The 23676-nt window shown below is 42.3% G+C and carries 22 protein-coding genes; 11 read left to right on the forward strand and 11 right to left on the reverse strand.

The genetic code is table 11. The features are described from left to right. Positions 1-22 precede the first annotated feature (22 nt). From IEY03_RS12450 to IEY03_RS12460, 3 genes are all read right to left on the reverse strand, one after another. The gene (locus IEY03_RS12450) at positions 23-745 is read right to left on the reverse strand and encodes a DUF6387 family protein (RefSeq protein WP_188842157.1); all 723 of its coding nucleotides are present in this window, start codon (positions 743-745) and stop codon (positions 23-25) included. Between the two features lie 5 nt (positions 746-750). Beyond that, entirely contained in the window at positions 751-1965 is a 1215-nt protein-coding gene (locus IEY03_RS12455; protein WP_188842159.1) for a tyrosine-type recombinase/integrase, read from the reverse strand. Between the two features lie 168 nt (positions 1966-2133). Beyond that, positions 2134-2997 (reverse strand): YicC/YloC family endoribonuclease, encoded by an 864-nt coding sequence (locus IEY03_RS12460; RefSeq protein WP_188842161.1) that lies wholly within the window; start codon positions 2995-2997, stop codon positions 2134-2136. 169 nt (positions 2998-3166) lie between these two features. On the opposite strand from IEY03_RS12460, the gene rph reads away from it, so the two are divergent. Beyond that, entirely contained in the window at positions 3167-3880 is a 714-nt protein-coding gene (gene rph / locus IEY03_RS12465) for a ribonuclease PH (RefSeq protein ID WP_188842163.1), read from the forward strand. A 71-nt stretch (positions 3881-3951) separates the two neighbouring features. Next, positions 3952-4593: an orotate phosphoribosyltransferase gene (pyrE, locus tag IEY03_RS12470; protein ID WP_188842165.1), complete on the forward strand. Its 642-nt coding sequence runs from the start codon at positions 3952-3954 to the stop codon at positions 4591-4593. 78 nt (positions 4594-4671) lie between these two features. Here the strand turns inward: pyrE and folE are convergent, their stop codons facing one another. The 5 genes from folE to coaBC form a co-directional block, all read right to left on the reverse strand. Further along, a complete protein-coding gene (gene folE, locus IEY03_RS12475) occupies positions 4672-5322 on the reverse strand; it encodes a GTP cyclohydrolase I FolE (protein WP_188842167.1) in 651 nt (216 codons plus the stop codon). Between the two features lie 173 nt (positions 5323-5495). Next, on the reverse strand, positions 5496-7445 hold the full coding sequence (locus tag IEY03_RS12480; protein WP_188842170.1) for an alpha/beta hydrolase family protein: 1950 nt from the start codon (positions 7443-7445) through the stop codon (positions 5496-5498). Between the two features lie 156 nt (positions 7446-7601). Then, positions 7602-8195: a nucleoid occlusion factor SlmA gene (slmA, locus tag IEY03_RS12485; RefSeq protein WP_188842172.1), complete on the reverse strand. Its 594-nt coding sequence runs from the start codon at positions 8193-8195 to the stop codon at positions 7602-7604. Positions 8196-8231: 36 nt separating this feature from the next. Next, positions 8232-8690, reverse strand: coding sequence for a dUTP diphosphatase (gene dut / locus IEY03_RS12490; RefSeq protein WP_188842174.1), 459 nt, complete (start codon positions 8688-8690; stop codon positions 8232-8234). Beyond that, entirely contained in the window at positions 8687-9880 is a 1194-nt protein-coding gene (gene coaBC / locus IEY03_RS12495; RefSeq protein ID WP_188842176.1) for a bifunctional phosphopantothenoylcysteine decarboxylase/phosphopantothenate--cysteine ligase CoaBC, read from the reverse strand. Before coaBC ends, dut begins: the two co-directional genes overlap by 4 nt. 151 nt (positions 9881-10031) lie before the next feature. Here coaBC and radC point away from each other — a divergent pair, with 151 nt between their 5' ends. From radC to IEY03_RS12520, 5 genes are all read left to right on the forward strand, one after another. After that, positions 10032-10709 (forward strand): RadC family protein, encoded by a 678-nt coding sequence (gene radC / locus IEY03_RS12500; protein WP_188842178.1) that lies wholly within the window; start codon positions 10032-10034, stop codon positions 10707-10709. Between the two features lie 121 nt (positions 10710-10830). Then, positions 10831-11067, forward strand: a complete 237-nt coding sequence (gene rpmB, locus IEY03_RS12505) for a 50S ribosomal protein L28 (protein WP_188842180.1) — start codon at positions 10831-10833, stop codon at positions 11065-11067. A 6-nt stretch (positions 11068-11073) separates the two neighbouring features. Then, positions 11074-11247, forward strand: a complete 174-nt coding sequence (gene rpmG / locus IEY03_RS12510) for a 50S ribosomal protein L33 (protein ID WP_160054468.1) — start codon at positions 11074-11076, stop codon at positions 11245-11247. A gap of 265 nt (positions 11248-11512) precedes the next feature. Continuing rightward, positions 11513-12832 (forward strand): amino-acid N-acetyltransferase, encoded by a 1320-nt coding sequence (gene argA, locus IEY03_RS12515; RefSeq protein ID WP_188842181.1) that lies wholly within the window; start codon positions 11513-11515, stop codon positions 12830-12832. A 234-nt stretch (positions 12833-13066) separates the two neighbouring features. After that, positions 13067-13603 carry a PH domain-containing protein gene (locus IEY03_RS12520; RefSeq protein WP_188842183.1) on the forward strand — a complete coding sequence of 179 codons (537 nt, stop codon included), beginning with the start codon at positions 13067-13069 and terminating at the stop codon, positions 13601-13603. Between the two features lie 214 nt (positions 13604-13817). Here IEY03_RS12520 and rarD read toward each other — a convergent pair whose 3' ends face one another. Further along, a complete protein-coding gene (gene rarD / locus IEY03_RS12525) occupies positions 13818-14720 on the reverse strand; it encodes an EamA family transporter RarD (protein ID WP_188842185.1) in 903 nt (300 codons plus the stop codon). Positions 14721-14836: 116 nt separating this feature from the next. Then, entirely contained in the window at positions 14837-15301 is a 465-nt protein-coding gene (locus tag IEY03_RS12530) for a thioesterase family protein (protein WP_188842187.1), read from the reverse strand. Positions 15302-15471: 170 nt separating this feature from the next. Here IEY03_RS12530 and recQ point away from each other — a divergent pair, with 170 nt between their 5' ends. Continuing rightward, complete coding sequence (gene recQ, locus IEY03_RS12535; RefSeq protein ID WP_188842189.1) at positions 15472-17295, forward strand: DNA helicase RecQ; 1824 nt, start codon at positions 15472-15474, stop codon at positions 17293-17295. A gap of 18 nt (positions 17296-17313) precedes the next feature. On the opposite strand, the gene IEY03_RS12540 is transcribed toward recQ, so the two are convergent. Continuing rightward, the gene (locus tag IEY03_RS12540) at positions 17314-19131 is read right to left on the reverse strand and encodes a tetratricopeptide repeat protein (RefSeq protein WP_188842191.1); all 1818 of its coding nucleotides are present in this window, start codon (positions 19129-19131) and stop codon (positions 17314-17316) included. Positions 19132-19604: 473 nt separating this feature from the next. Here IEY03_RS12540 and leuA point away from each other — a divergent pair, with 473 nt between their 5' ends. The 3 genes from leuA to leuC are packed head-to-tail and all read left to right on the forward strand — an operon-like array spanning position 19605 to position 23676. Next, a complete protein-coding gene (leuA, locus tag IEY03_RS12545) occupies positions 19605-21173 on the forward strand; it encodes a 2-isopropylmalate synthase (protein WP_188842193.1) in 1569 nt (522 codons plus the stop codon). After that, the gene (gene leuB / locus IEY03_RS12550) at positions 21170-22264 is read left to right on the forward strand and encodes a 3-isopropylmalate dehydrogenase (RefSeq protein WP_188842195.1); all 1095 of its coding nucleotides are present in this window, start codon (positions 21170-21172) and stop codon (positions 22262-22264) included. Before leuA ends, leuB begins: the two co-directional genes overlap by 4 nt. After that, positions 22264-23676 (forward strand): 3-isopropylmalate dehydratase large subunit, encoded by a 1413-nt coding sequence (leuC, locus tag IEY03_RS12555; protein ID WP_188842197.1) that lies wholly within the window; start codon positions 22264-22266, stop codon positions 23674-23676. The genes leuB and leuC overlap by 1 nt, the downstream gene beginning before the upstream one ends.

Raw genomic sequence — 23676 nt, forward strand, 5'->3', positions numbered from 1 at the left:
ACCTAAGAAGATGAGATGAAAATTAGATTCTATGGGTTTTTATATCCACCTCTAGTTGTTTCAAATAGCTAATGCTCAGGATTTGTTGAGCATTTCTCTGAACTTTGTTTTGGATTTCTGTTGCAGTAAAGACAGGGGTTTTATCAGCATTGACGATAGCCTCTGCAAACACTCTAGGTGGAATTTTTAAGTTATTGGTTTTGGCCCAAAGATTTAGGTCTATATACTCAAACACATGGTTTTGAAAAATAGCATCGAATTTTTCTACACTCCTGAACTCGCGTTTAGGCTCAGGGATATTTGATTCTTTTCTGAGTTTGTCTAATAGAACTGTGAACTCATCAATAATTTCACTATTAGTTGCCAGTTTTAGATTCAGGCTTACAAAACCATCCCCAAATAGCTTGCACATCCCAATTTCATGGACATATCTATTTTCAGAGTCATCACTGTCCCTCATGACTTCTCCTGCTAATATCTTAAGAACAGGGGATGATATTAATTTTACATTCAGTCCCAGAGCGTTGTATGCGTCATCTGGAGGAATGTCTGAATCGTTTATAAACCGCTTATTAAATAGTAAAGATAGCTCTTTACACTCCTTGCCTTGTTCAATGTCTTCGTAAGCATGATGACGTAACCAAAGTTCACTCAGAATTACTTCATAACTTGCACGCTTCAAATGTATATATCGTTCAGGTGTATACCAGGTTGGTAATTGTGCAATGCTTGATATGATTTCCATCTTCATCATCCGTTGATTATTGGATCGAGTAAATCAGCCACTTTAGCGTGGGCTTCCTTGCGTTCTTCTAGGTAATCGTGGCGGTCGTAAATGCCTTCTACACCTTTGAGTTTGTGGTTTAAACAGCGTTCGGCGACATGACCAGGCACACCTTGGGATGCAGCAAGTGTTCTGAAAGTTCTTCTTAAATCATGCGGGGTAAAAAGCTGCATATCCCCCATAAGGTTTGGTGGTTGCACCTTACGCCCAGGTTCACGACCAAACAGCTTAGAAATAGCGCGATTAAGTGTGTCATTGCCCATGTGTGGCTTGCTTGAGGATCGGCGAGCAGGAAAGACATAGTCAGAGCCACAAGATCTGATTTTAAGCTCATTAAGCCATTCCATAGCCTGGCGAGGAAGTGGAATGGTAATAGGTGCACCTGTCTTGCTTCTGCCTTCTGGTAAGTGCCAAAGGGCCTTATCTAACTCAAACTCATTCCACATGGCGCAGCATAGCTCACTCTTACGAAGGCCCAAAGTGACCAACATGGCGCAAGCTAAATAGTTATCACGGGTGAAGCTCATTGCGTTGGCTTTAAATAGCTTGAACGCTTTTTCTATCTCAGGGAAGGTCAAGGCTCTGTCTTTGCTGAGTTCAACGCCGCCAGCGTCAGAAACAGTAAATGCACTGGCAGGATTGTTTCCTAATAGATCTAACTTGATGCCATGCCTGAATAATTGCTTCAAATACATTAACGCATCATTGGCGGTTGTCGGCCTTTCTTGAGCAATTTTCTGAACGATAGCCCTAACGTCCCTGGCATTCACTTGGTCTATCGGAATTTCTCCGATGGCGGGCTTTATATCATTACTGTATACCCGCTGTGGAATATGTGGGTGCTTAAGTCGCTTAACTAAGTCCGACTCGTACCAGTCATTAAATAAATCATCAACCACTTTTATGGATTGTTCTTTGATGCGTTGGCGAGCAATAAGGGGATCTGAGCCAGCGTTTATATCTCGTTTTTGAATGGCGGCTTCCGCTTTAGCATCGGCAAGTGAAAGGTAAGGGAATTGACCCAAAGTGATTTCTTTACGCTTGCCATTGGAGGTATAGCGCAGCATCCAATAAGGAGTGGCATTGTTTCTTACGACGAAGTAGAGGCCGCCACCAATAGGGTGTCTTTTGGGTTCACCATTGGCGAAAGTCTGTATTTGTTTTGCTGTTATTGTTGCCATTATCTTCCCTGCCCACCATTGCTATTTTTGTTTGTGGTAGCTGCCCACCGCATTGCCCACCACAAATACTACAACAACTGCGAACAAACGGAAACGAGTGAAAACAAAAAAGCCTCAAAAATTGAGGCTTTATAGGGTTTTTAGTGTTCTAGCGTGACCGCTAAAACATTACTCAACATTCTGGATCTGCTCGCGCATTTGCTCGATAAGTACTTTTAGCTCGACGGCTGCGGAAGTGATTTCTGCGCTGATAGATTTTGACGCTAGGGTGTTTGATTCGCGGTTAAACTCTTGCATCATAAAGTCTAAACGACGACCTTCACTGCCACCTTTTTTAAGGATTCTGCGTGCTTCAGTGACATGGGCTTCTAAGCGATCCATCTCTTCGGCCACATCTTGTTTTTGAGCCAATAATACCATTTCTTGCTCAATACGGGCTGGGTCTAGTTCGCCTTGAATTTCTGCTAGGCGATTGGTTAGCTTTTCACGTTGATATTGCATGACCGTTGGCATGTGCTCACGCACTATATTTACTTGCTCCATGACACCATCTAAGCGCGTAAGCAGCATGTCTTTTATGGCAGACCCTTCTCGGCCTCGCGCTTCAATAAATTGATCTATGGCGCTATCAAAGGCTTTCATCAGCTCTGCGCCAATCGAATCCATGTCCTGTTCAGCCGATGCTAACACTCCAGGCCAACGCAATACGTCAGTAAGGCTTAATTCACCTTGGCCGGCTTCTTGTTTTAACCAGTTAGCGGCATTAAGTAATTGCTTGGCAAGATCTTGGTTTAGCTGTAATTCATTACTGCTATTGTCGGCTAATTCATAACGTAGGTTCACTTCTACTTTACCGCGGTTTAGGCGTTTACGCAGACGATCTCGCAGTACAGGTTCAAAGCTACGAAACTGTTCTGGCAAGCGTAAGTAGGTTTCTAAATAACGCTGATTTACGGAACGAATTTCCCAAGAGGCTGTGCCCCATTGTGCTTTGTGCTCTATGCGAGCATACGCTGTCATGCTTTGGATCATGAAATGTCCTATTATGTGCTATTAATTAAATTGATTATCGATTATAGCGGTTTTATCACCAGGGGTTAAAGGATTCGTTCACAGAATGATGCCTTTGCATGGCATATGTAAGCTTATGCGACTATAATATCGTCCCAAATTAAATACGAATTCGACTACAGGACTTTTCATGCGCCCAAGCAATCGTACACCCGCTCAAACTCGCCCTATTACTATTACCCGTAACTTTACTGCCCATGCAGAAGGTTCTGTTCTGGTTGAGTTTGGTGATACTAAAGTACTTTGTACCGCCAGTTTTACGGAAGGTGTGCCACGCTTTTTAAAAGGCCAAGGCCAAGGTTGGGTCACTGCTGAATACGGAATGTTACCGCGTTCAACCCATAGCCGTATGGATCGTGAAGCTGCCCGCGGTAAGCAATCTGGTCGTACACAAGAGATCCAACGTCTTATTGGTCGTTCGTTACGTGCTGCAGTAGATATGAAGTTACTAGGCGAAAATACCATTGTTATCGATTGTGATGTTATTCAAGCTGATGGCGGCACACGTACCGCGGCGATTACTGGAGCCTGTGTTGCTTTAGTTGATGCGTTAAACTGGGCGCGTGGAAAAGGCATTATTAAAGCTAACCCACTTAAGTTTTTAATCGCTGCGGTGAGTGTGGGTATTTTTGAAGGTGAAGCGATCAGCGATTTAGAATATATCGAAGATAGTGCCGCTGAAACAGACATGAACGTAGTGATGACTGAAACAGGCAAGATTATTGAAATTCAAGGGACTGCTGAAGGTGAACCATTTAGCCATGAAGAGTTAATTGAGCTGCTTGGGCTAGCTAAAAACAGTATTCGTGAAATTGTCGATGTGCAAAAAGCGGCATTGAGCTAAAATCAATTCCAAAATTAGGGGCCGTTTACGGTCCCTTTTTTTAAGTAAAAATAGTCAATAGAGGATTAAAAGTGAAAGCTTATCAACGCGAGTTTATTGAATTTGCCCTAGAACGCCAAGTATTACGTTTTGGTGAGTTCACCTTAAAATCTGGCCGTACTAGCCCGTATTTTTTTAATGCTGGATTGTTTAATACAGGCAAGGATTTAGCCCGCTTAGGACGCTTTTATGCCGCAGCATTAATGGATGCGGGTATCGAGTTTGATTTGTTGTTTGGCCCTGCTTATAAAGGCATTCCGATTGCCACTACAACGGCTGTGGCGCTTTGCGATCACCATGATGTCGATGTGCCTTACTGCTTTAATCGTAAAGAGGCTAAAACCCATGGCGAAGGTGGCAGTCTTGTGGGGAGCGAGCTGAAAGGCAAGGTAATGTTGGTTGATGACGTTATTACAGCAGGCACTGCGATCCGTGAGTCGATGGAAATCATTAATGCCCATAATGCCAAGCTTGCGGGTGTGCTGATTGCGCTAGATCGTCAAGAAAAAGGCAAGGGTGAGTTATCGGCAATTCAAGAGGTTGAGCGTGATTTTGGTTGTGACATTGTATCCATTATCAAACTGTCAGATTTGATTAATTACTTATCTGAAAAGCCTGGAATGGAAGCGGAGTTAGCGTCAGTCAGCGCTTATCGCCAACAGTACGGGATTTAATCGATTTCATCATGATGTTGATTATTAAAAAAGCTGCTCAATAGCGATATTGATGCAGCTTTTTTATTGCGGCACTATCTATTTTACCTGATGCAGAAATTCAGCCCGTGTTGCCGAATTTGATTTGAAAATCCCGCCTAAGGCCGTAGTTGTGGTTGAACTGGTCGAGTCCATCACACCGCGAGATTTAACACAGTAATGCACAGCATCCATTTTAACGGCCACATCTTTAGTTTCTAACAAGGTTTGCAATGCCACTAACACTTGCTGGGTTAATCGCTCTTGCACTTGTGGGCGTTGGGCAAAAAATCGCACAATACGGTTAATTTTAGATAGACCAATAATTTTAGTCCGAGGCAAATAAGCCACCGTTGCGAAGCCATCAATCGTCACTAAGTGGTGTTCGCAGGTGCTGGTAAGACTGATGTCTTGAACTCTGACCATTTCATCAACGCCCATTTTGTTTTCAATGACGGTGATCTTAGGGAAGTTTTCGTAATCAAGGCCTGAAAATATTTCGTCGACATACATTTTGGCAATGCGGCGAGGTGTGTCAGCAAGGCTGTCATCGCTTAAGTCTAATGACATAAGAGTTAAAATTTCACGCATGTGGTGTTCAATTTTGACCTTACGCTCTTCAGGTGTTGACGTTTTTGGCAACATTGGGGTTTCTAGCCCACGGTCAGCTAAGGCGGCTTGAACTTTCTTTGCGGCTTCAGATAGTGCCATCACATTCTCCAACAACAAGTATCACATCAGTGTACGATAAAAATGAGGGTGCCGCTAACTGCAGCCGGGCGGGGATCATAACGCTATTTGCTTTAAAATAGTATTGTTGAAATAGAAAAGCCGACCTTTTTAGTCAAGTATCGGCTTTGGAAGGGTATTTAAAACTTAAAAAATTATTTTACATTTAAGTTTTCTTTTAAGAACTTAAGCATAATTTCATAATATTTAGCGCGGTTTTCTGCATTATAAAAACCATGTCCTTCTTTGTCCCATACTTGTTTTTGGTAAGGGTAATTGGCTTGTTTTAGTGCTTTTTCCATCGCTTCAAATTGTTCTATTGGTGCTCGTTCATCTTCTTCACCATGAATCAATAACACATTGGCTTTAAGCTTATCAACGTTATGAGTTGGTGACATCGCACGTAATTGCGCTACGTCACTACCAAGTACTTCTTTTAAAAATGCTTTACCGCCGTATGATTCTGGAACATCACCAGTTTCAAACATTTGCTCTAAATCATATACCCCAGCAACACCTATGGCACATTTAAACATGTCGGGTGCTAGCATTGGGCTCATTAGGGCAGAATATCCACCAAAACTCGCGCCAGAGACACACACTCTGTTTTTGTCGGCATAACCTTGATCTATTGCATATTGTGTTGCATCAAGAATGTCATGTTGAATTTTACTTCCCCATGCACGATAACCAGATTCCTCAAAATCAACTCCATATCCACCTGAACCACGGAAATTCACTTGCAATACCGCAATGCCGTTTTGGGCTAATAATTGATTTTCTGGGTTAAATACCCATAAATCGCGAGGGCCGTGCGGTCCACCATGTGGATTAACCACCAATGGCATGTTTTTATGTTCAATACCACGCGGTAAGGTTAAATAACCATGAATGGTTACACCATCACGATTGACGAAGCTAATAGGGCGAACTTCTGACATCTCATTAGGGTCAAGTGCGGCATTTCCTGCGAATAGAAACTTTAACTTGAGGTTTTGACGGTCAAATAAGTAATAGTCACCTGAGTTTTTATCATTCATTGCCATGACAATAAGGGTATTACCGTTGATGGTTTCACTGACAATACGGATACGGTGATCTGGAATTGCAGCCATAAGCTGCTGTAATGCTTTGGCTTTATTGCTTTCGGTGTCGACGAAGCGATATTCAGGATAACCATTTTCAAATTCAACCGCGTACAGTGTATTTGTTTGGTCACTTATCCAGGTCTTCAGTGGATCGACAATATTATGCTGAATAATTTTTTTATGTTTAGCGCTAGCAAGTTCAACTTCATAAATAGCGCGAGTATTGCCTTCGCTATTGGCTATCGCGTAAATTGATTTGTTGTCTTCGGTAAATGAAATAGGATAAAAATCAGTTAGATCGCCTTTAATTCTGCTGGCATCAATCCATTCGTTATTATCATAATAAAATAATTGGTCATTATTTTTGCTATCACGAGCAAAGCTAAAACGCACTTCTTCATTGTTATCTACTAAAAAACCAGCGTTAGCGACAGGGGAGGTGGTGATGCGCTTGCGTTTGCCTGAATAGACGTTTACTTTGTAAACAAGGGTATATACATAGTTGAGACTATTCCAAGGATAAGCCATCACATAAATGTATTTATCATCATCTTTTAAGGTATCTAATACAAATGCACTTGCCTGAATAGACTCGTTATCAGACATGTTAGCACTGCCTGAACTTCCCCGGCCATTGTAGCCAAACAAGTATTTTGATTTACTGCCATCGTAGTTAACAGCTAAAAGCTCACCGTAATAAACAGATGATTCTTGACGAGGTTTCTTATAGAGTTTTTGCAAGACAATCCGTTCATCATTGACCCAGTAATAACTGCCCACTTCTTCTTCGCCATCAAATTTTACAGCGTAGGTAGGTTGCATTTTTTCGAGGTTTAAAATCAGTAATGTGCGCTTTTCATTCTCGATAAGAATGACACCTAGATGCTTACCATCGGGTGAAATTTTTACTTCTGAAAACTCTGAATAAGCACTGAAGTCTTTAATTGATGGCGAGGCAAAAGTATGGGGGGTGAATAAAATAAACAAACAGCAAGTGAGGTATAAAATGCGCAGCATAAATACAGTCCGTGTAATAAATGTTAAAAATGTAACGGCATTGTATTTTATCTGAATTTATGGGGCAAGAGTTGTGGATTAATTATTCAATTAGATTAAGCGGATATAGGGAGGAAACTAGAGCTACATACACATTGCATATAGCCCTAATGCTGGCTAGCTTCTCAACAATTGCTGCTGAATAAAGGTCCATTGCTCATCAAAGTGTTGCGTTGGTTTTTGTTTAAACTCACTGCGGACAAATTGCGAAATTCTACCTTCTGCAAAGGCCAGTAATAAGTTAGCTAAAATGGCTTCATCTAGGTTAAATCCATGGCCTTCACGTAAGGTTTTTTCGCGTAAAATTTGTTTAATTTGGGTTTCAATTTTAGCAAACAATACACTGATGCGACTGCGTAAACGTTCATTTTCACCCAATAATGCATCACCATTAAGCACTCTTGAAATGCCCGGGTTGCGTTCAGAAAATACTAACAAAAGATGCAACACTAACTGGCAGCGTTTCATGGTGTCTTTTTCTTCATCCATGATGATATTCAAGCGAGATAAAAGTGCATCTTCAATAAACTCAATCAATCCTTCAAACATTCTGGCTTTGCTTGGAAAATGACGATACAGCGCAGCTTCCGATACCCCTACTTCGGCGGCTAACTTCGCCGTGGTAATACGTTGGCCTGGGCTTGTTTCTAACATTTGGGCTAAACATTGTAGAATGTGTTCGCGACGATTGATTTTTGGGCTTTCCGCCATTCTTATTTTCCTTGACTCAGTGACTACTTATGAAGATTACTTGGTGCCTGAGTGACCAAATCCGCCTTCACCACGATCTGAGCTATTAAATTCATCTACTAATGTAAAATGTGCTTGTACGACAGGGACAAAGACAAGTTGCGCTAAACGATCACCAATCTCTAAGGTAAAAGGTTTAGTGCTTCTATTCCAGCAAGATACCATTAAGGGGCCTTGATAATCCGAATCGATGAGGCCAACCAAATTACCTAATACTATGCCGTGTTTATGACCTAAACCTGAGCGCGGTAAAATAACGGCGGCAAGGCTAGGGTCGGCAACATGCACAGCGATACCCGTAGGGATTAATACTGTCTCACCGGGGGCGATAACCATAGTGGTATCTACCATAGCGCGTAAGTCCATTCCTGCACTGCCAGGGGTTGCATAGGCTGGAAGTGGGAATTCACTACCGATACGCGAGTCGAGTATTTTTAGTTCAATAGGTGTTTTCATTTTGTGGGTAACTGCTGATTAATTAAAGTAAGTAGTTGGCGCGCTAATGACAGTTTATCTGTTGTAGGCAAAGTCTGTTGGCCTTTTGGCCAAAATACTTGCAACGCATTATTATCGGCATTAAAACCTAAGCCTTGAACAGATACATCGTTCGCCGCAATCATATCAAGTTTCTTGCGTGTTAGTTTGCCTTTCGCGTATTGCTCGACATTATTCGTTTCAGCCGCAAACCCAACCGTGAAGGGTTTATCGGCCAATGCCGCAACCGTTGCTAAAATATCAGGATTACGTATCAACGAAAGCTGCATTTCTTCCGCTGACTTTTTCATTTTTTCTGTGGCGACATCGGCAAAACGATAATCAGCGACAGCAGCACAACCAATAAAGATATCTTGCGGGTTGATGTGTTCCATTACGGCTGAGAGCATCTGTTGTGCAGAATCAACATTAATGCGTGACACATTTGCTGGCGTAGCCAAACTCACCGGCCCAGAAATTAAGGTCACTTCCGCGCCCATTTCTGCAGCTGCTTGTGCTAGCGCAAAGCCCATTTTTCCTGAGCTATGATTCGAAATGTATCTGACAGGGTCAATGGCTTCGCGTGTAGGGCCTGCAGTTAACATTAGCTTTTTGCCTGCAAGTAATTTGGGAGCAAAAAATTGACTTAATTGCTCGGCTATAACCAAAGGCTCTAACATTCTGCCTGGGCCTACTTCGCCGCAAGCTTGGCTGCCAATGGCCGGGCCCCATAAACTGAACCCTTTTCTGTTTAAGTTAGCCAAATTTTCTTGGGTAGCGATATTTTGATACATCTGCTGATTCATCGCTGGACACACAATCACAGGCGCGCTTGTGGCCAAACAGGTGGTTGTCAGTAAATCATCTGCCATGCCTGCATTAATGCGAGCAATTAAATTGGCCGTCGCTGGGGCAAGTAACATCACATCAGCCCAGCGGGCTAGCTCAATATGTCCCATAGCTGCTTCTGCCGCGGGATCCAGTAAATCTGCCGCCACAGGATGACCTGACAGTGCCTGAATCGTCAGTGGGGTAATGAACTCCATCGCGCTTTGAGTCATGATCACGCGCACATCTGCACCGCGTTCTTTTAAGCGACGAATTAAATCGGCACTTTTATATGCGGCTATGCCACCACCAATACCTAATAATACTTTCTTATCTGTCAGCATGGGTAAAATTCGCTTCAAATTCTAATGCGGCTAACGATACCACAAAGCAATAGAAAGTGGGTGAAGATCCATTATCAAAATATTCGACCATACTGTTTTGTGACTGCCATTAATTTAAATGGAAAAGGGCAAATAAAAACAAGGAAGGTTTATGGCGATTAAAGATTGGCCTCAAGGTGAAGGGCCGCGAGAAAAACTGTTACTTAACGGTGCAGGACAATTATCCGATGCAGAATTACTTGCAGTGATATTAAGAAATGGTCTGGCTGGCAAAAATGCATTGGATTTATCACGGCAGCTCATTATGCAGTTTGGCGGTTTACGAAAATTACTTTCAGCCTCGAAGCAGCAAGTTTGTAAAATTAACGGTGTAGGACCGGTAAAATTTGCGCAATTACAGGCTGCAGCCGAAATTTCTAAGCGAATTGCGCGAGAAAATCTACAAAGAGGTCAAATTTTGACAAATCCTGATTTAACTCGGGACTATTTAATGAGACAATTAGCAGACCGATCCTATGAAGTGTTCGCCTTACTATTGTTGGACAACCAACATAGAGTCATTCAATTTGTAGAATTATTCCGTGGCACAATAAATGCGGCTTCGGTTTATCCACGTGAAGTGGTAAGCCTTGTGCTTGAAAAAGGTGCTGCGGCAGTAATAGTCTGTCACAACCATCCCTCTGGCATTGCAGAGCCCAGTCAAGCTGATCGGCGAATAACTGAGCGAATAAAAAATGCATTAGAAACTATCGATGTTTCTTTGCTAGATCATATGGTTGTGGGTGATAAAGAGATAGTGTCCTTCGCCGAGCGAGGATGGTTAATATAAACAATACTTGATCTTGTGTAGCCAATCGTGTATAAAATGCGCCCTCTTTGTGCCTCGGGCGACGGCCATACGAGGCACATTAATGCTCGAGCGTTAAAAATTTGTTTTGGAGAAGATTGACATGTCAAGAGTATGCCAAGTAACTGGCAAAAAGCCTATGGTTGGTAACAACCGTTCGCATGCTAAAAACGCGACTCGTCGTCGTTTTTTACCTAACCTACAAAACCACCGTTTTTGGTTAGAAGAAGAAAAGCGTTTCGTACAATTACGTGTATCTACTAAAGGTATCCGTATTATCGACAAGAAAGGTATTGAAGTTGTTATTGCTGAACTTCGTGCCCGTGGCGAGAAGGTATAATAGAAAATGGCTAAATCTAAAGGTAATCGTGAGAAGATCAAATTAGTATCTACTGCTAAAACTGGTCACTTCTACACTACTGAAAAGAACAAGCGTAACATGCCTGAGAAAATGGAAATCAAGAAATTTGATCCAGTTATTCGTCAGCACGTTATCTACAAAGAAGCTAAAATCAAGTAATTGATTTTTGACTCTTAAAAAAGCCCCTTAATAGGGGCTTTTTTTATGCTTGAAGAAAAGTAAGCTATACTTGGTTACTAGTCATGATAACTTTCTGGCTGTCATGAAGTTTTTACAGTGTTTGGAAGTTTTTTATTTCATCTGTGATGAAAATAAATGCTTTAATAGTGAATTAAAATGCAATAGCATTGCGTAAAATATGGTGGTTAAGTGAACTTAATCATCGAAATTGAATTATTAAATGTTAAGAGAGGTGATTTTGTCCGTGAGAACTACAGAACTGGTTGATGGATTTCGTCATTCTGCACCTTATGTTAATGCCCATCGCGGTAAAACATTTGTTGTAATGTTAGGCGGTGAGGCACTCGCGAATAATCATTTTCGCGGCATTTTAAATGATGTAGCTTTGTTGCATTCTCTTGGAATTAAAATCGTTCTTGTTTATGGCGCCAGGCCACAGATTGATGCGGGCTTGAAGGCGGCAGGGATAGAGCCTGCTTACCATAATGGTATCCGTATCACTGATGAAGACACATTAAAAGTCATTAAGCAGGTTGCTGGTGCAACTCAATTTGATATTACTGCGCGTTTATCAATGAGCCTTGGCAATACTCCAATGCAAAATGCGCAGATTAACTTAGTGTGCGGTAACTTTGTAATAGCACAGCCTTTAGGTGTTGATGATGGTGTTGATTTTTGCTTAAGCGGAAAGGTACGCCGTATTGATAGTCAAGGTTTAAGACGTCAGCTAGATAATAACTGTATTGTGTTAATGGGGCCAATTGGGGCATCTGTTACCGGTGAAAGCTTTAACCTCACCGCTGAGGAGGTCGCGACTCAGGTAGCGGTTAAATTAAAAGCAGATAAAATTATCGGCTTTAGTGAGACTAATGGCCTATCTGATGAAAACGGTAATGCGATTGCGGAACTGATGCCTAATCAAGCGATAGAGCATTTAGCGATAATGGAGCAGAATGGCTCAGCATGTACTGGCACAACGGCGTTTGTTAAAGCCAGTATTGATGCTTGTCGCAATGGTGTACCTCGTTGTCATTTAGTGAGTTATTTAGATGATGGTGCATTGCTGCAAGAATTATTCTCCCGAGAAGGGATAGGTACCCAAATTGTTACCGAAAGTGCTGAGCGATTACGCCGTGCGACTATCAGTGATATCGGTGGAGTACTAAATCTTATTCGTCCATTAGAAGAGCAAGGTATTCTGGTAAGACGTTCTCGTGAGCAATTAGAAATGGAAATCGAACAGTTTATGCTGATCGAACGTGACAACTTAGTTATTGGTTGCGCTGCGTTATACCCGTTTGAAGAAGATAACGCTGGTGAGTTTGCTTGTTTAGTGGTTCATCCAGATTATCGTGATGCCGACCGAGGCAGTGTGTTATTAAACAACATTATTGGTCAAGCAAGGGTGCGCGGCTACTCACGCTTATTTGCACTAACAACACGCAGCATTCACTGGTTTTTAGAGCACGGCTTTAATATTGTAGAAGTGGAAGCGTTACCGAATAAGAAAAAGCAATTATATAATTATCAGCGTCGTTCAAAAATTTTAGCGCTTGATTTATAATCTATTTTCAATATAAGAATGCCGGCTTGTCCGGCATTTTTTATATCTGCAATTCCCTCACTACAACGAGTGATTAAGGTTTTCTGCATGTATTATCGCGCAAGATGATGTGATGATTTTTGTGTAAAACTCATGTGTTGGGGTCATCGAGTATTGTCCTTTTAAAACCTAATGGTTGGCTTATATTGTGCGGTTTGATAGCCTCTTAACCCCACAATCAACGGAATGTTCAGTATGCATACCATTACCTTAAGCGCCATCGATACCTCAGCACTTTATAGTTTAATCGGCTTACTCGTTGGTTTGGTGGTCATAGCGGGCATTATATTGATGAAACCTATGCCAAACACGGCCAAGTATGCCGCTATGGGCATATTGCTGGCGGTATTCAGTATATTTAGCGTGGCATTATATCAATCTTACACAAGCCAATTGATATGGGATGATAAAACCGTTTCTTTAAACATCCCGTTATATGCTCAAACCCTAGACGCCGCAGATATTGATTGGCAAGGGGCATATATTGCAGATTTAACGACTCAAACTGAACTCAAGCCAGCATGGCGCACCAATGGATTAGGGTTACCGGGTTACAGTTTAGGGTGGTTTACATTACAGGATAAGCGCAAAGCGTTATTGTCTATTGTTGGGGCTACACAGGGCTCGCAGTGGGTAATTATCATACCCACATACAAAAATTACTTGATGATGATAAGTGTGGAGCAACCAGAACGCGCATTGGCTTTACTTCACTCAAAAATCACTCACTAACCTCACTTGGGAGTATAAATCCAGATCAAACGGCCCACTGCACCGCTAACAGCGTTGAATTTACTTGCCATCGGGTCGTTATCCCAGCTATTGGCTCGTAAATTCTGCCGTGTTATCTGTGAAAAACTCAAGTTTGGCTGAAACTCATTAGGTATTCGCTATTTAGGTCTGGTTTATTCATCTATCAACCCGAATTGAGGTTAGCTAAACTCGGTTATTCGTTGGCGACTTGGCGGCGTTTTTGACGCTGAGTAAGCATATCGCCGACGAAGACGAGCAGTGCCAGCCAGATAAATCCGAAGGTGATGCCTTTTTCCATATCAAAGGGTTCATTAAACAGCTTTACCGCTAAAATAAACATAATACTTGGGCCTATGTATTGGAAGAAGCCCAAAATTGAAAAGGGGATACGTACCGCTGCGCCAGCAAAACATAATAAAGGGATGGTTGTTACAATGCCGGCTGCGATGAGTGTTAAATTCAAATTGAGACTATTTAACAACATACTGGTAGCAGATGAGTCTAACGTCAGCAGTAAATATCCTAACGCGACAGGTAAAAGTAATGCGGTTTCAACCAGTAATCCGGTTTTAGCATCCACATTGACCTTTTTACGCAGTAAGCCATAAAAGCCAAAACTGGCTGCTAGGGCTAATGATACCAGTGGGATTGAGCCGAATGAGATAAGCTGCAACAAGACGCCCATAAACGCCAACGTAACGGCTACCCATTGCATTTTTCGTAATCTTTCACCCAGAAATAACATCCCCAAAAGCACATTAAACAAGGGATTAATAAAGTATCCTAAACTTGCATCTAGCATGTGATCGTTATTTATAGCCCAAATAAAGATCAGCCAATTAGCGGCGATTAATATCGATGTAACGATTAACACACCAATCTGTTTGGGGTGTTTTAATACCAACCGTAAGCGCCCAAATCCGCCAATAAATTGCATTAATACAATCATAAACACAAATGACCAAATAACACGATGCATTAAAATTTCGAGCGGCGAAACTTGAGTGAGCAATTTGAAATAAAGTGGTGCAATACCCCAAATAACATAGGCGCACACAGCAAGGAGAACGCCTTTACGGTATTCTAAATCAGGCATAAAGGATCACAGGAGTTGTCAGGCAAATGGACTGAGGATTGTAGGCCTCATCGATGAGCGACTCAAGTAAACTTAATTAACTTGTTTCATTCGCTGTGTAAAGAAATGTGCTGATATTACCCAACCATGTAAGTGCCAGTGCCAAACGCGATATGAGTGCCTTCTTCATTATGTAATTCCATCCGGCAAACCGAGACGCGATTACCTGAACGAATAACGCTTCCCGTGCCAGTAAAGGTTTTACCTCTACCAGGGCGAAGATAATCAATACGCATATCGATAGTACCTAAGGTTGTGAGTCGCTGTTGTAGCTCCTCGATATTCCAATCTTTTCTGCTGGCGACCAATCCAGCAAACACCGTCAGGCCACCTACGACATCCAATATGGTTGCGGCGACACCGCCGTGAAGAATATTTTGATGTATATTACCAATCAGCTCTGGCTTCATATTGACGACGACTTCTACGCCCTCAATGTCATAGCGTGTTATCGATAATCCTAATAGATTATGGAAAGGCACATGTTTATCAAAAACCTCTGCAACTTGGGCTAAAACTTGAGCTTGAATAGGTGAAGTCATGTTCTTCCTTGGCATATCTCACAAACATAGAGTATTTAATCTAGCGCTAATTTACAGATGATTCAATCACTAATACTGAATGCGGTTTATGCCAAGACATATGGCTTGTGGTGCTTTAGAATAGACGGCGATTTTTCCCGTTATCACCATGGATATATAGTTTTACGCTAATGACATCACAACCGCTTAAGTCCACCCAGAATGATTTATTAGCTGCGCAACTGCAGCAGGTTTTTGGCTATCGCGATTTTCGTGATGGGCAGCGTGAGGTGATTGAACAGGCCCTATCGGGTAATGACACCTTAGTGATTATGCCTACAGGTGGTGGTAAAAGTATGTGTTATCAGTTACCTGCGCTAGTATTTCCAGGAGTGACTATTGTGGTATCGCCACTGATTTCTTTGATGAAAGATCAAGTGGATAGTTTAAGACAAAGCGGCGTGAGTGCTGCATATTTAAATTCATCGTTACCGCGTGAGCAAAGTGCTGCTATTTTACGCCAATTGCATCAAGGTGAAATAAAACTGTTGTACGTATCACCCGAACGGTTATTAAGACCCGATTTCATTGAGCGTATGCATGAACTGACGATTTCATTATTTGCCGTTGATGAAGCCCATTGTATTAGTCAGTGGGGACATGATTTTCGACCTGAGTATGCCGCTTTGGGTGCACTTAAACAGCATTTCCCGCACATTCCATTAATGGCATTAACGGCAACAGCGGATCAAGCGACTCGGCTCAGTATTTGTGAGCGCCTGCATATTCAGCCATACGTGCTACTGGCTAGCTTCGATCGTCCTAATATTCGCTATACCGTGGCAGAAAAATTAAATGCTGCCAATCAGCTGCGCCAATATCTGCAATCCCAAAATGGTGCCAGTGGTATTATTTATTGCAGTAGCCGCCGTCGTGTGGATGAGGTTGCAGAACGTCTGCGATTACAAGGCTTTAACGCACAGGGTTATCATGCGGGCATGAGCCAGGAAGACCGGGTTGATATTCAGGATAAATTTTTAAAGGATCAAGTCGACATAGTGGTGGCGACAGTTGCTTTTGGAATGGGAATAAATAAGTCAAATGTGCGTTTTGTGGTGCACTACGATATACCTAAAAGCATTGAGTCTTACTACCAGGAAACAGGCCGAGCAGGTCGAGATGGACTCGATGCTGAGGCATACATGTTGTTTGACCCCGCCGATATTGGCCGTGTACGCCACTTAATTGAGCAATCTGAACCCGGCCCACAACAGCAAGTCGAATTTCATAAACTGCATACCATGGCCGCTTTTGCTGAGGCACAAACCTGTCGACGCCAAGTGTTACTCCATTATTTTGATGAAAGTGCCTCAGAGCCCTGTGGTAACTGTGATATTTGCTTAGACCCACCAAAACGTTATAACGGCACAGAAGATGCTCAAAAAGTTTTATCATGCGTGTTTCGATTACAACAGCGATTTGGCATGCACCATGTGATTGATGTACTTAGAGGCTCTAAAGCGGCTAATGTGGTCGACAGAGGGCACGATAAACTCACCACATGGGGTATTGGCGCGGATAAATCGGCAGAACATTGGCTAAGTGTGCTTAGGCAGTTGATTCATTTAGGTTTGGCGAGCCAAGACATTACCAGAGGATCAAGTATTCGATTGAACCCTGCTGCAAGACCTATTTTAAAAGCTGAAATGGCATTGATGTTGGCTGAACCGCGGATTCAATTGCTGGACGTCAAGCGTAAATCAAATACTCGAACGGTGCAGCAATATGATCGTAAATTGTTTGCGCGATTAAAGTTGTTGCGTCGCGAATTGGCCGAGCAACACGATATTCCACCTTACTTAGTATTTAATGATGCCACATTGGCAGAAATGTCTGCGATGCTCCCCACAAGCCCTGGTGAAATGCTGGCGGTCAATGGTGTGGGACAGATTAAATTAGACCGCTTTGGTGGTGAGTTTTTAGATGAAATAGGCGATTATTTATCTAACGGATAAAGCCCGAGATCATTGTGGCTATTTGATGCCTTGATGTTGTTTTTGAAGCTTAGCTAATTTATTTAATTCTGCGCGTTTTACTAAGGTTTGTAAATTATCCAACTGCTGTAAACTCGCGCTGCCGAAATGGAGTTTTACTGACAAGTAAGGCTGTATGATCGGCGTAAGTTGACGAATCACTTTCAAAGCACCTTCTTCAGAGGCAAAAGGCAATAAAATCGCCATTTTATTGTCCTCAACGCGTAAAATCTTATCTTGCTCTCGTAGCGTTTGCTGTACCTCTTCCTGCACTATCGAAATATCGACTTGACGGATTTCATCTGTATCTAATAACAATAATGTCAAAGGATAATGGCTTTGTTTCGCTTGGGTTAAAATGGTATCAACTAACTGTAATGGATCATTAAGGTGTTCAGATACTTTATTCGATTGGGGTTTTCGGTAAATAAAAGCCACAAATGATGCCAGTAAAATGAAAATACCTAGGCTGAGTAACGCCACATTTTGCGCTTGAAACATTAACAATTCAGCATTTCTTTGACTTGAAGGGTTCTCAATAGGCTCCCTACTGGCTTTTATTTGAGCAATACGCGAATTGGATAATTGTTCATTCGCTTTTTGGCTGGCGTTGAACTTAAGTTGCTGTTGTTTTAACGCCTGCTCGAACTGGTTTTGTTGCTCATAATAATCGCTAAGTATTTGATGAAACTCTATAAGGTCAAAATATTGCTCACTATCATCGGCTTGCTTAACAATATCTGTCATTAAACTTAATGCTTCAGCCGTTTTATGCTGGGCAAAATAGATCAGAGATAAGGTCCGTTTAGCTCGCATCACTTTTAAATCATCAGCAGTATCGACAAAGTGTAGCAAGCTTTTATTTATGGCCTCTTCAGCGGCGCTTAAGTTGCCTAAATGTAATTCTATATAAGCCGTTTGAGCATTAAAGATTGCTTGATTATGCTTATTTCCTGCTTCAGGGATAATGTGTTTAGATTGGCTTAAGTATTTTTCTGCGGCAGCTAAATCTCCTAATGAGATTGATATTCTTGCCAAATAGAAAGCTGTGCCTATTGCAATTGCGCCATTTGTTTGTGGATCTTTTAGGATTTCCTTGGCGTAATCGAGAGCGGTTGCTGCATCACCCGATGAGTAGAGTAGGTTGCTCATGACCATTTTTAAATAAGGTGCAGGAACCATGTACCAAGAAGGTAATTGTTGTTTTGCTACAGGGTATAGCTCTTTGGCAATCTTTATGTTTTCTGACGCTTGTAGATAGTTACTATTTATATTTTCTCGTAAAGATCGAGTGACTAAACCTAATAACAAAGCCTGAGGCTGATCATATTGCTTGGCGAGTTTAATCGCTTCTTCATTGATTAAGTTTGATAAAGTGTATTTACCTAAAAAATCATACGCACTAGCTTCACAGGCCAAAAAGTACGGCTTGGCTTGATCTATACGCATTATTTTAGTGCTATCAGCCCCTTTTTTAGCAATATCAACGGCATTCTCATTTTGTCCCATATCGATAGCATTGAAACAGCTAACAAGTTGTAATTTTAAATATAAAGTGTCTGATAACGGATGGTGTTGATGGCTTGATTCGAGTGTTTCAATCAGGGCCTTGGCACTGTTGGGGTATTGAGGCGAAAACCAAGAAATATAGTCCAGTTTTTGGTTAATCGTTTTGGTTTCAAAATCTTGCATTGAGAATTCAGCTGGTGCAGCTATTGCTAAAGTGACTTTTGACATCAGTAATATGGCGATACAAAATAACTTTTTTAAGGGAGGCATTAGGCAATGAGTGCGTGAAAGTGCTGGCAGCAAAAACATGATGACCTAGTCGATGAGGGAAACGAATTAATTGGCGAGAGTATACCGATTCTGAAACGAATAATGCAGAAAATAAACAGATAAACTGTAGCTATTTAGTCTAATTTTGAGCACAGAAGACATATTCATTCAATCATTATTCATTATCATTGGTCATTCATATTACTCAACTTGACAAAAAGGGGGTTGACACTGAAGCGTTGCCAAGGTAATTATTAACCCAAGAGAAATTTACACACTGTTAATAATAGAATAGATATTTAACAATAATGAATAGAATTTATGCACTACTAGGCCTCCTTCTCCTCACTCGCAATTGTTGCGCGGAGCCTTTTGTGTTACATGTGAATTAAGATTCTCACCCATCACAAACCCCGCGCATTATGTCGCGGGGTTTTTTGTTTATACACATTTGAAAATTGAGCTATTGCTGGTTTGAATCAAAAAGCAAAGGCAAAAATGGAGTAAAGTCGATGTCAGATAGAGTAATAATTTTTGATACCACGCTACGAGATGGTGAACAGGCATTAGCCGCCAGTTTGACAGTGAAAGAAAAACTTCAAATCGCCTTCGCATTAGAACGTCTAGGTGTTGATGTGATGGAAGTGGGTTTTCCTGTGTCTTCACCCGGCGATTTCAAGTCAGTGCAAACCATTGCGCAAACGATAAAAAATAGCCGTGTATGTGCTTTAGCTCGAGCGTTAGAAAAAGATATTGATGCCGCAGCTCAGGCGTTGTCGGTAGCTGATCAATTCCGTATTCATACCTTTATTTCAACTTCAACGATTCATGTTGAAAGTAAACTAAAACGCAGCTTTGATGATGTATTGGCTATGGCAGTACATGCGGTTAAGTATGCTCGTCGTTTTACCGATGATGTTGAATTTTCTTGTGAGGATGCTGGTCGCACACCGATTGATAATTTATGCCGTATGGTCGAGGCTGCCATTACCGCTGGCGCTCGAACCATCAACATTCCTGATACCGTCGGTTATACCATTCCAAGTGAGTTTGGTGGAATTATTCAAACCTTATTTAATCGCGTGCCGAATATCGATCAAGCGGTGATCTCAGTTCACTGCCATGATGATTTAGGTTTATCTGTGGCCAACTCGATTACCGCCGTTGAAATGGGTGCTCGTCAGGTTGAATGTACTATCAATGGTATTGGCGAGCGTGCCGGTAACTGTTCGCTTGAAGAAATTGCGATGATTTTATCAACCCGCAAAGGGCTGTTGGATTTAGAGTGTGGCATTAACGCCAAAGAAATTCATCGCACCTCAAGTTTAGTTAGCCAGTTATGTAATATGCCTATTCAAGCCAATAAAGCGATTGTGGGGACTAACGCATTTTCTCATTCATCGGGCATCCACCAAGATGGTATGTTGAAAGCGAAAAATACCTATGAAATTATGACGCCAGAAAGCATTGGCTTGAACCGCAACAATTTAAATATGACTTCGCGTTCAGGACGCCATGTGATCAAACATCGTATGGAAGAAATGGGTTATTTGGTCACTGATTACGACATGGATAGCTTATATGATCAGTTCTTAAAATTAGCCGATAAAAAAGGCCAAGTGTTTGATTATGATTTAGAAGCATTAGTTTTCATGGAATCACAAGCACAGGATGATGATAACTACGAATTACAACACATGATGGTACATTCAGATTCCACTGAAGGGGTTGCAACAGCAACTGTGCGTATTGTGGTTGATGGCGAACAAAGAACAGAAGCGGCAACGGGTAATGGTCCAGTCGATGCCGCATACAATGCCATTGCCCGTGCGACGGGGCGTGATATTAACATTACCAGTTATAAGTTAGGCGCCAAGGGCGAAGGCCAAAATGCATTAGGCCAAGTGGATATCACCGCTAAATATAATGGCCAAAATTTCCATGGTGTTGGCTTGGCAACCGATGTGGTTGAGGCATCAGCGCAAGCCTTAGTGCATGTAATGAACTTAACGTATCGTGCAGATAAAGTGGCTGATTTTAAACAACAGATTCATAAAAATAGGGAGTTAGGTGGCGTATGAGTTATCAAATAGCAGTATTGTCGGGTGATGGTATCGGTCCTGAAGTGATGGCTGAAGCGCGTAAAGTGCTCGCAGAAGTGGAAACGCGCTTCAAACTGGATATTAACTACACCGAATATGACGTAGGCGGCATTGCGATTGATAATCATGGCTGTCCATTACCAGATGCCACCCTGAAGGGATGTGAAGCCGCAGATGCGATTTTATTCGGCAGTGTTGGTGGTCCTAAATGGGAGCATTTACCACCTAACGATCAACCCGAGCGTGGTGCGCTATTGCCACTACGAGGTCACTTTGAGCTGTTTTGTAATTTACGCCCAGCCAAATTACATGATGGTTTAGAGCATATGTCACCCCTTCGCAGTGATATTTCTGCCCGTGGTTTCGATGTATTGTGTGTGCGTGAGTTAACGGGTGGTATTTACTTTGGTAAACCAAAGGGACGCCAAGGTGAAGGTGATGACGAAGAAGCATTCGATACCATGCGCTACAGTCGTCGTGAGATCACTCGCATAGCAAGAATTGCCTTTGAAGCTGCTCGAGGACGTAAAAACAAAGTCACTTCAGTCGATAAAGCCAACGTGCTGGCCTGTTCGGTTTTATGGCGCCAAGTGGTGGAAGAAGTGGCTAAAGACTTCCCTGATGTCACCTTAGAACACATCTATATCGACAACGCCACGATGCAATTATTACGTCGCCCAGATGAGTTTGATGTAATGCTGTGTTCAAACTTATTTGGTGATATTTTATCCGATGAAATTGCCATGTTAACTGGCTCAATGGGCTTGTTATCTTCAGCAAGTATGAATAGCACCGGATTTGGTTTATTTGAGCCTGCGGGTGGCAGCGCGCCAGATATCGCAGGAAAAGGGATTGCCAACCCTGTTGCGCAAATTTTATCCGCAGCATTAATGTTACGTCATAGCTTAAAGCAAGAAGATGCCGCAAGCGCGATAGAACGTGCGGTAAGTCAGGCTTTATCTGCAGGCTATTTAACTGGCGAGCTATTAACAGCGGACAAACGCAGTCAAGCAAAATCGACCAAACAAATGGGTGATTTTATCGCTAATGCCATTAAGGAAGGTGTCTAATGACGCAAACTAGCGCAAAAACATTATACGAAAAAGTCTGGGATGCCCATATTGTTGCAACTCCAGAGGCTGAAGCGCCGATTATTTATGTGGATCGTCACTTGGTTCATGAAGTGACCTCTCCTCAGGCTTTCAGTGGCTTAAAAGTTGCCGGACGCAAATTGCGTGCGCCTGAAAAAACCTTTGCCACCATGGATCACAACACCTCTACCAAAAGTGCCAGCCTTGATGCCCTAAGCCCAATGGCCCGTACCCAGGTAGAAACTTTAGCGCAAAACTGTAAAGAGTTTGGTGTGCGTTTATATGATATTCACCATCCTAACCAAGGGATCGTGCATGTTATGGGGCCAGAATTAGGCATTACCTTACCAGGTACTGTGATTGTTTGTGGCGACTCACACACCGCCACTCATGGTGCCTTTGGCGCCTTAGCATTTGGTATCGGCACATCTGAAGTTGAACATGTGTTAGCAACCCAAACCTTACGTCAATTAAAAGCCAAAACCATGAAAGTGGAAGTGCGTGGTCAAGTGACGGATGGTGTAACGGCGAAAGATATCGTATTGGCGATTATTGGTAAGCTAGGTATGGACGGTGGCACAGGCTACGTTGTTGAGTTTTGTGGCGATGCCATTGAAGCGTTATCAATGGAAGGTCGCATGACACTGTGTAATATGGCTATCGAAATGGGCGCTAAAGCCGGTATGGTTGCGCCAGATGAAACCACCTTTAGTTATTTAAAAGGGCGTGAATTTGCACCTAAAGGCGCGACATGGGAGCAAGCTGTTGCTGCTTGGTCTGAGCTAAAAACCGATTCAGACGCTAAGTTTGATGCACAAGTGGTACTTGAAGCTAAAGACATTGCGCCACAATTAACCTGGGGAACTAACCCTGGTCAAGTTGTGGCTATTGATGGCGTTGTGCCAAATCCGGATGACGAAACCAACAGCACTGAGCGTAACAGCATTATTAAAGCGCTGGAGTACATCGGCCTAACTGCGGGCACCAAAATGACCGATGTGGCAATCAATAAGGTGTTTATTGGCTCATGTACCAATTCACGTATTGAAGATTTACGTTCCGCTGCAGCACATGCTAAAAACCGCAAAGTGGCCGCAGGTGTTACCGCAATTGTGGTACCGGGTTCTGGTCAGGTTAAGTTGCAAGCTGAAGCTGAAGGCTTAGATAAAATCTTCCTTGAGGCAGGTTTTGAATGGCGTTTACCAGGCTGTTCAATGTGTTTAGCCATGAACGATGACCGCTTAGAAGCAGGTGATCGCTGTGCTTCAACCAGCAATCGTAACTTTGAAGGTCGACAAGGCCGTGGTAGTCGTACGCATTTAGTGAGCCCAGCAATGGCAGCCGCGGCAGCTATTGCTGGCCACTTTGTTGATATTCGCAAACCTTACTAA

It is taken from the genome of Shewanella aestuarii (assembly GCF_014647215.1).
GTDB lineage: Bacteria > Pseudomonadota > Gammaproteobacteria > Enterobacterales > Shewanellaceae > Shewanella > Shewanella aestuarii.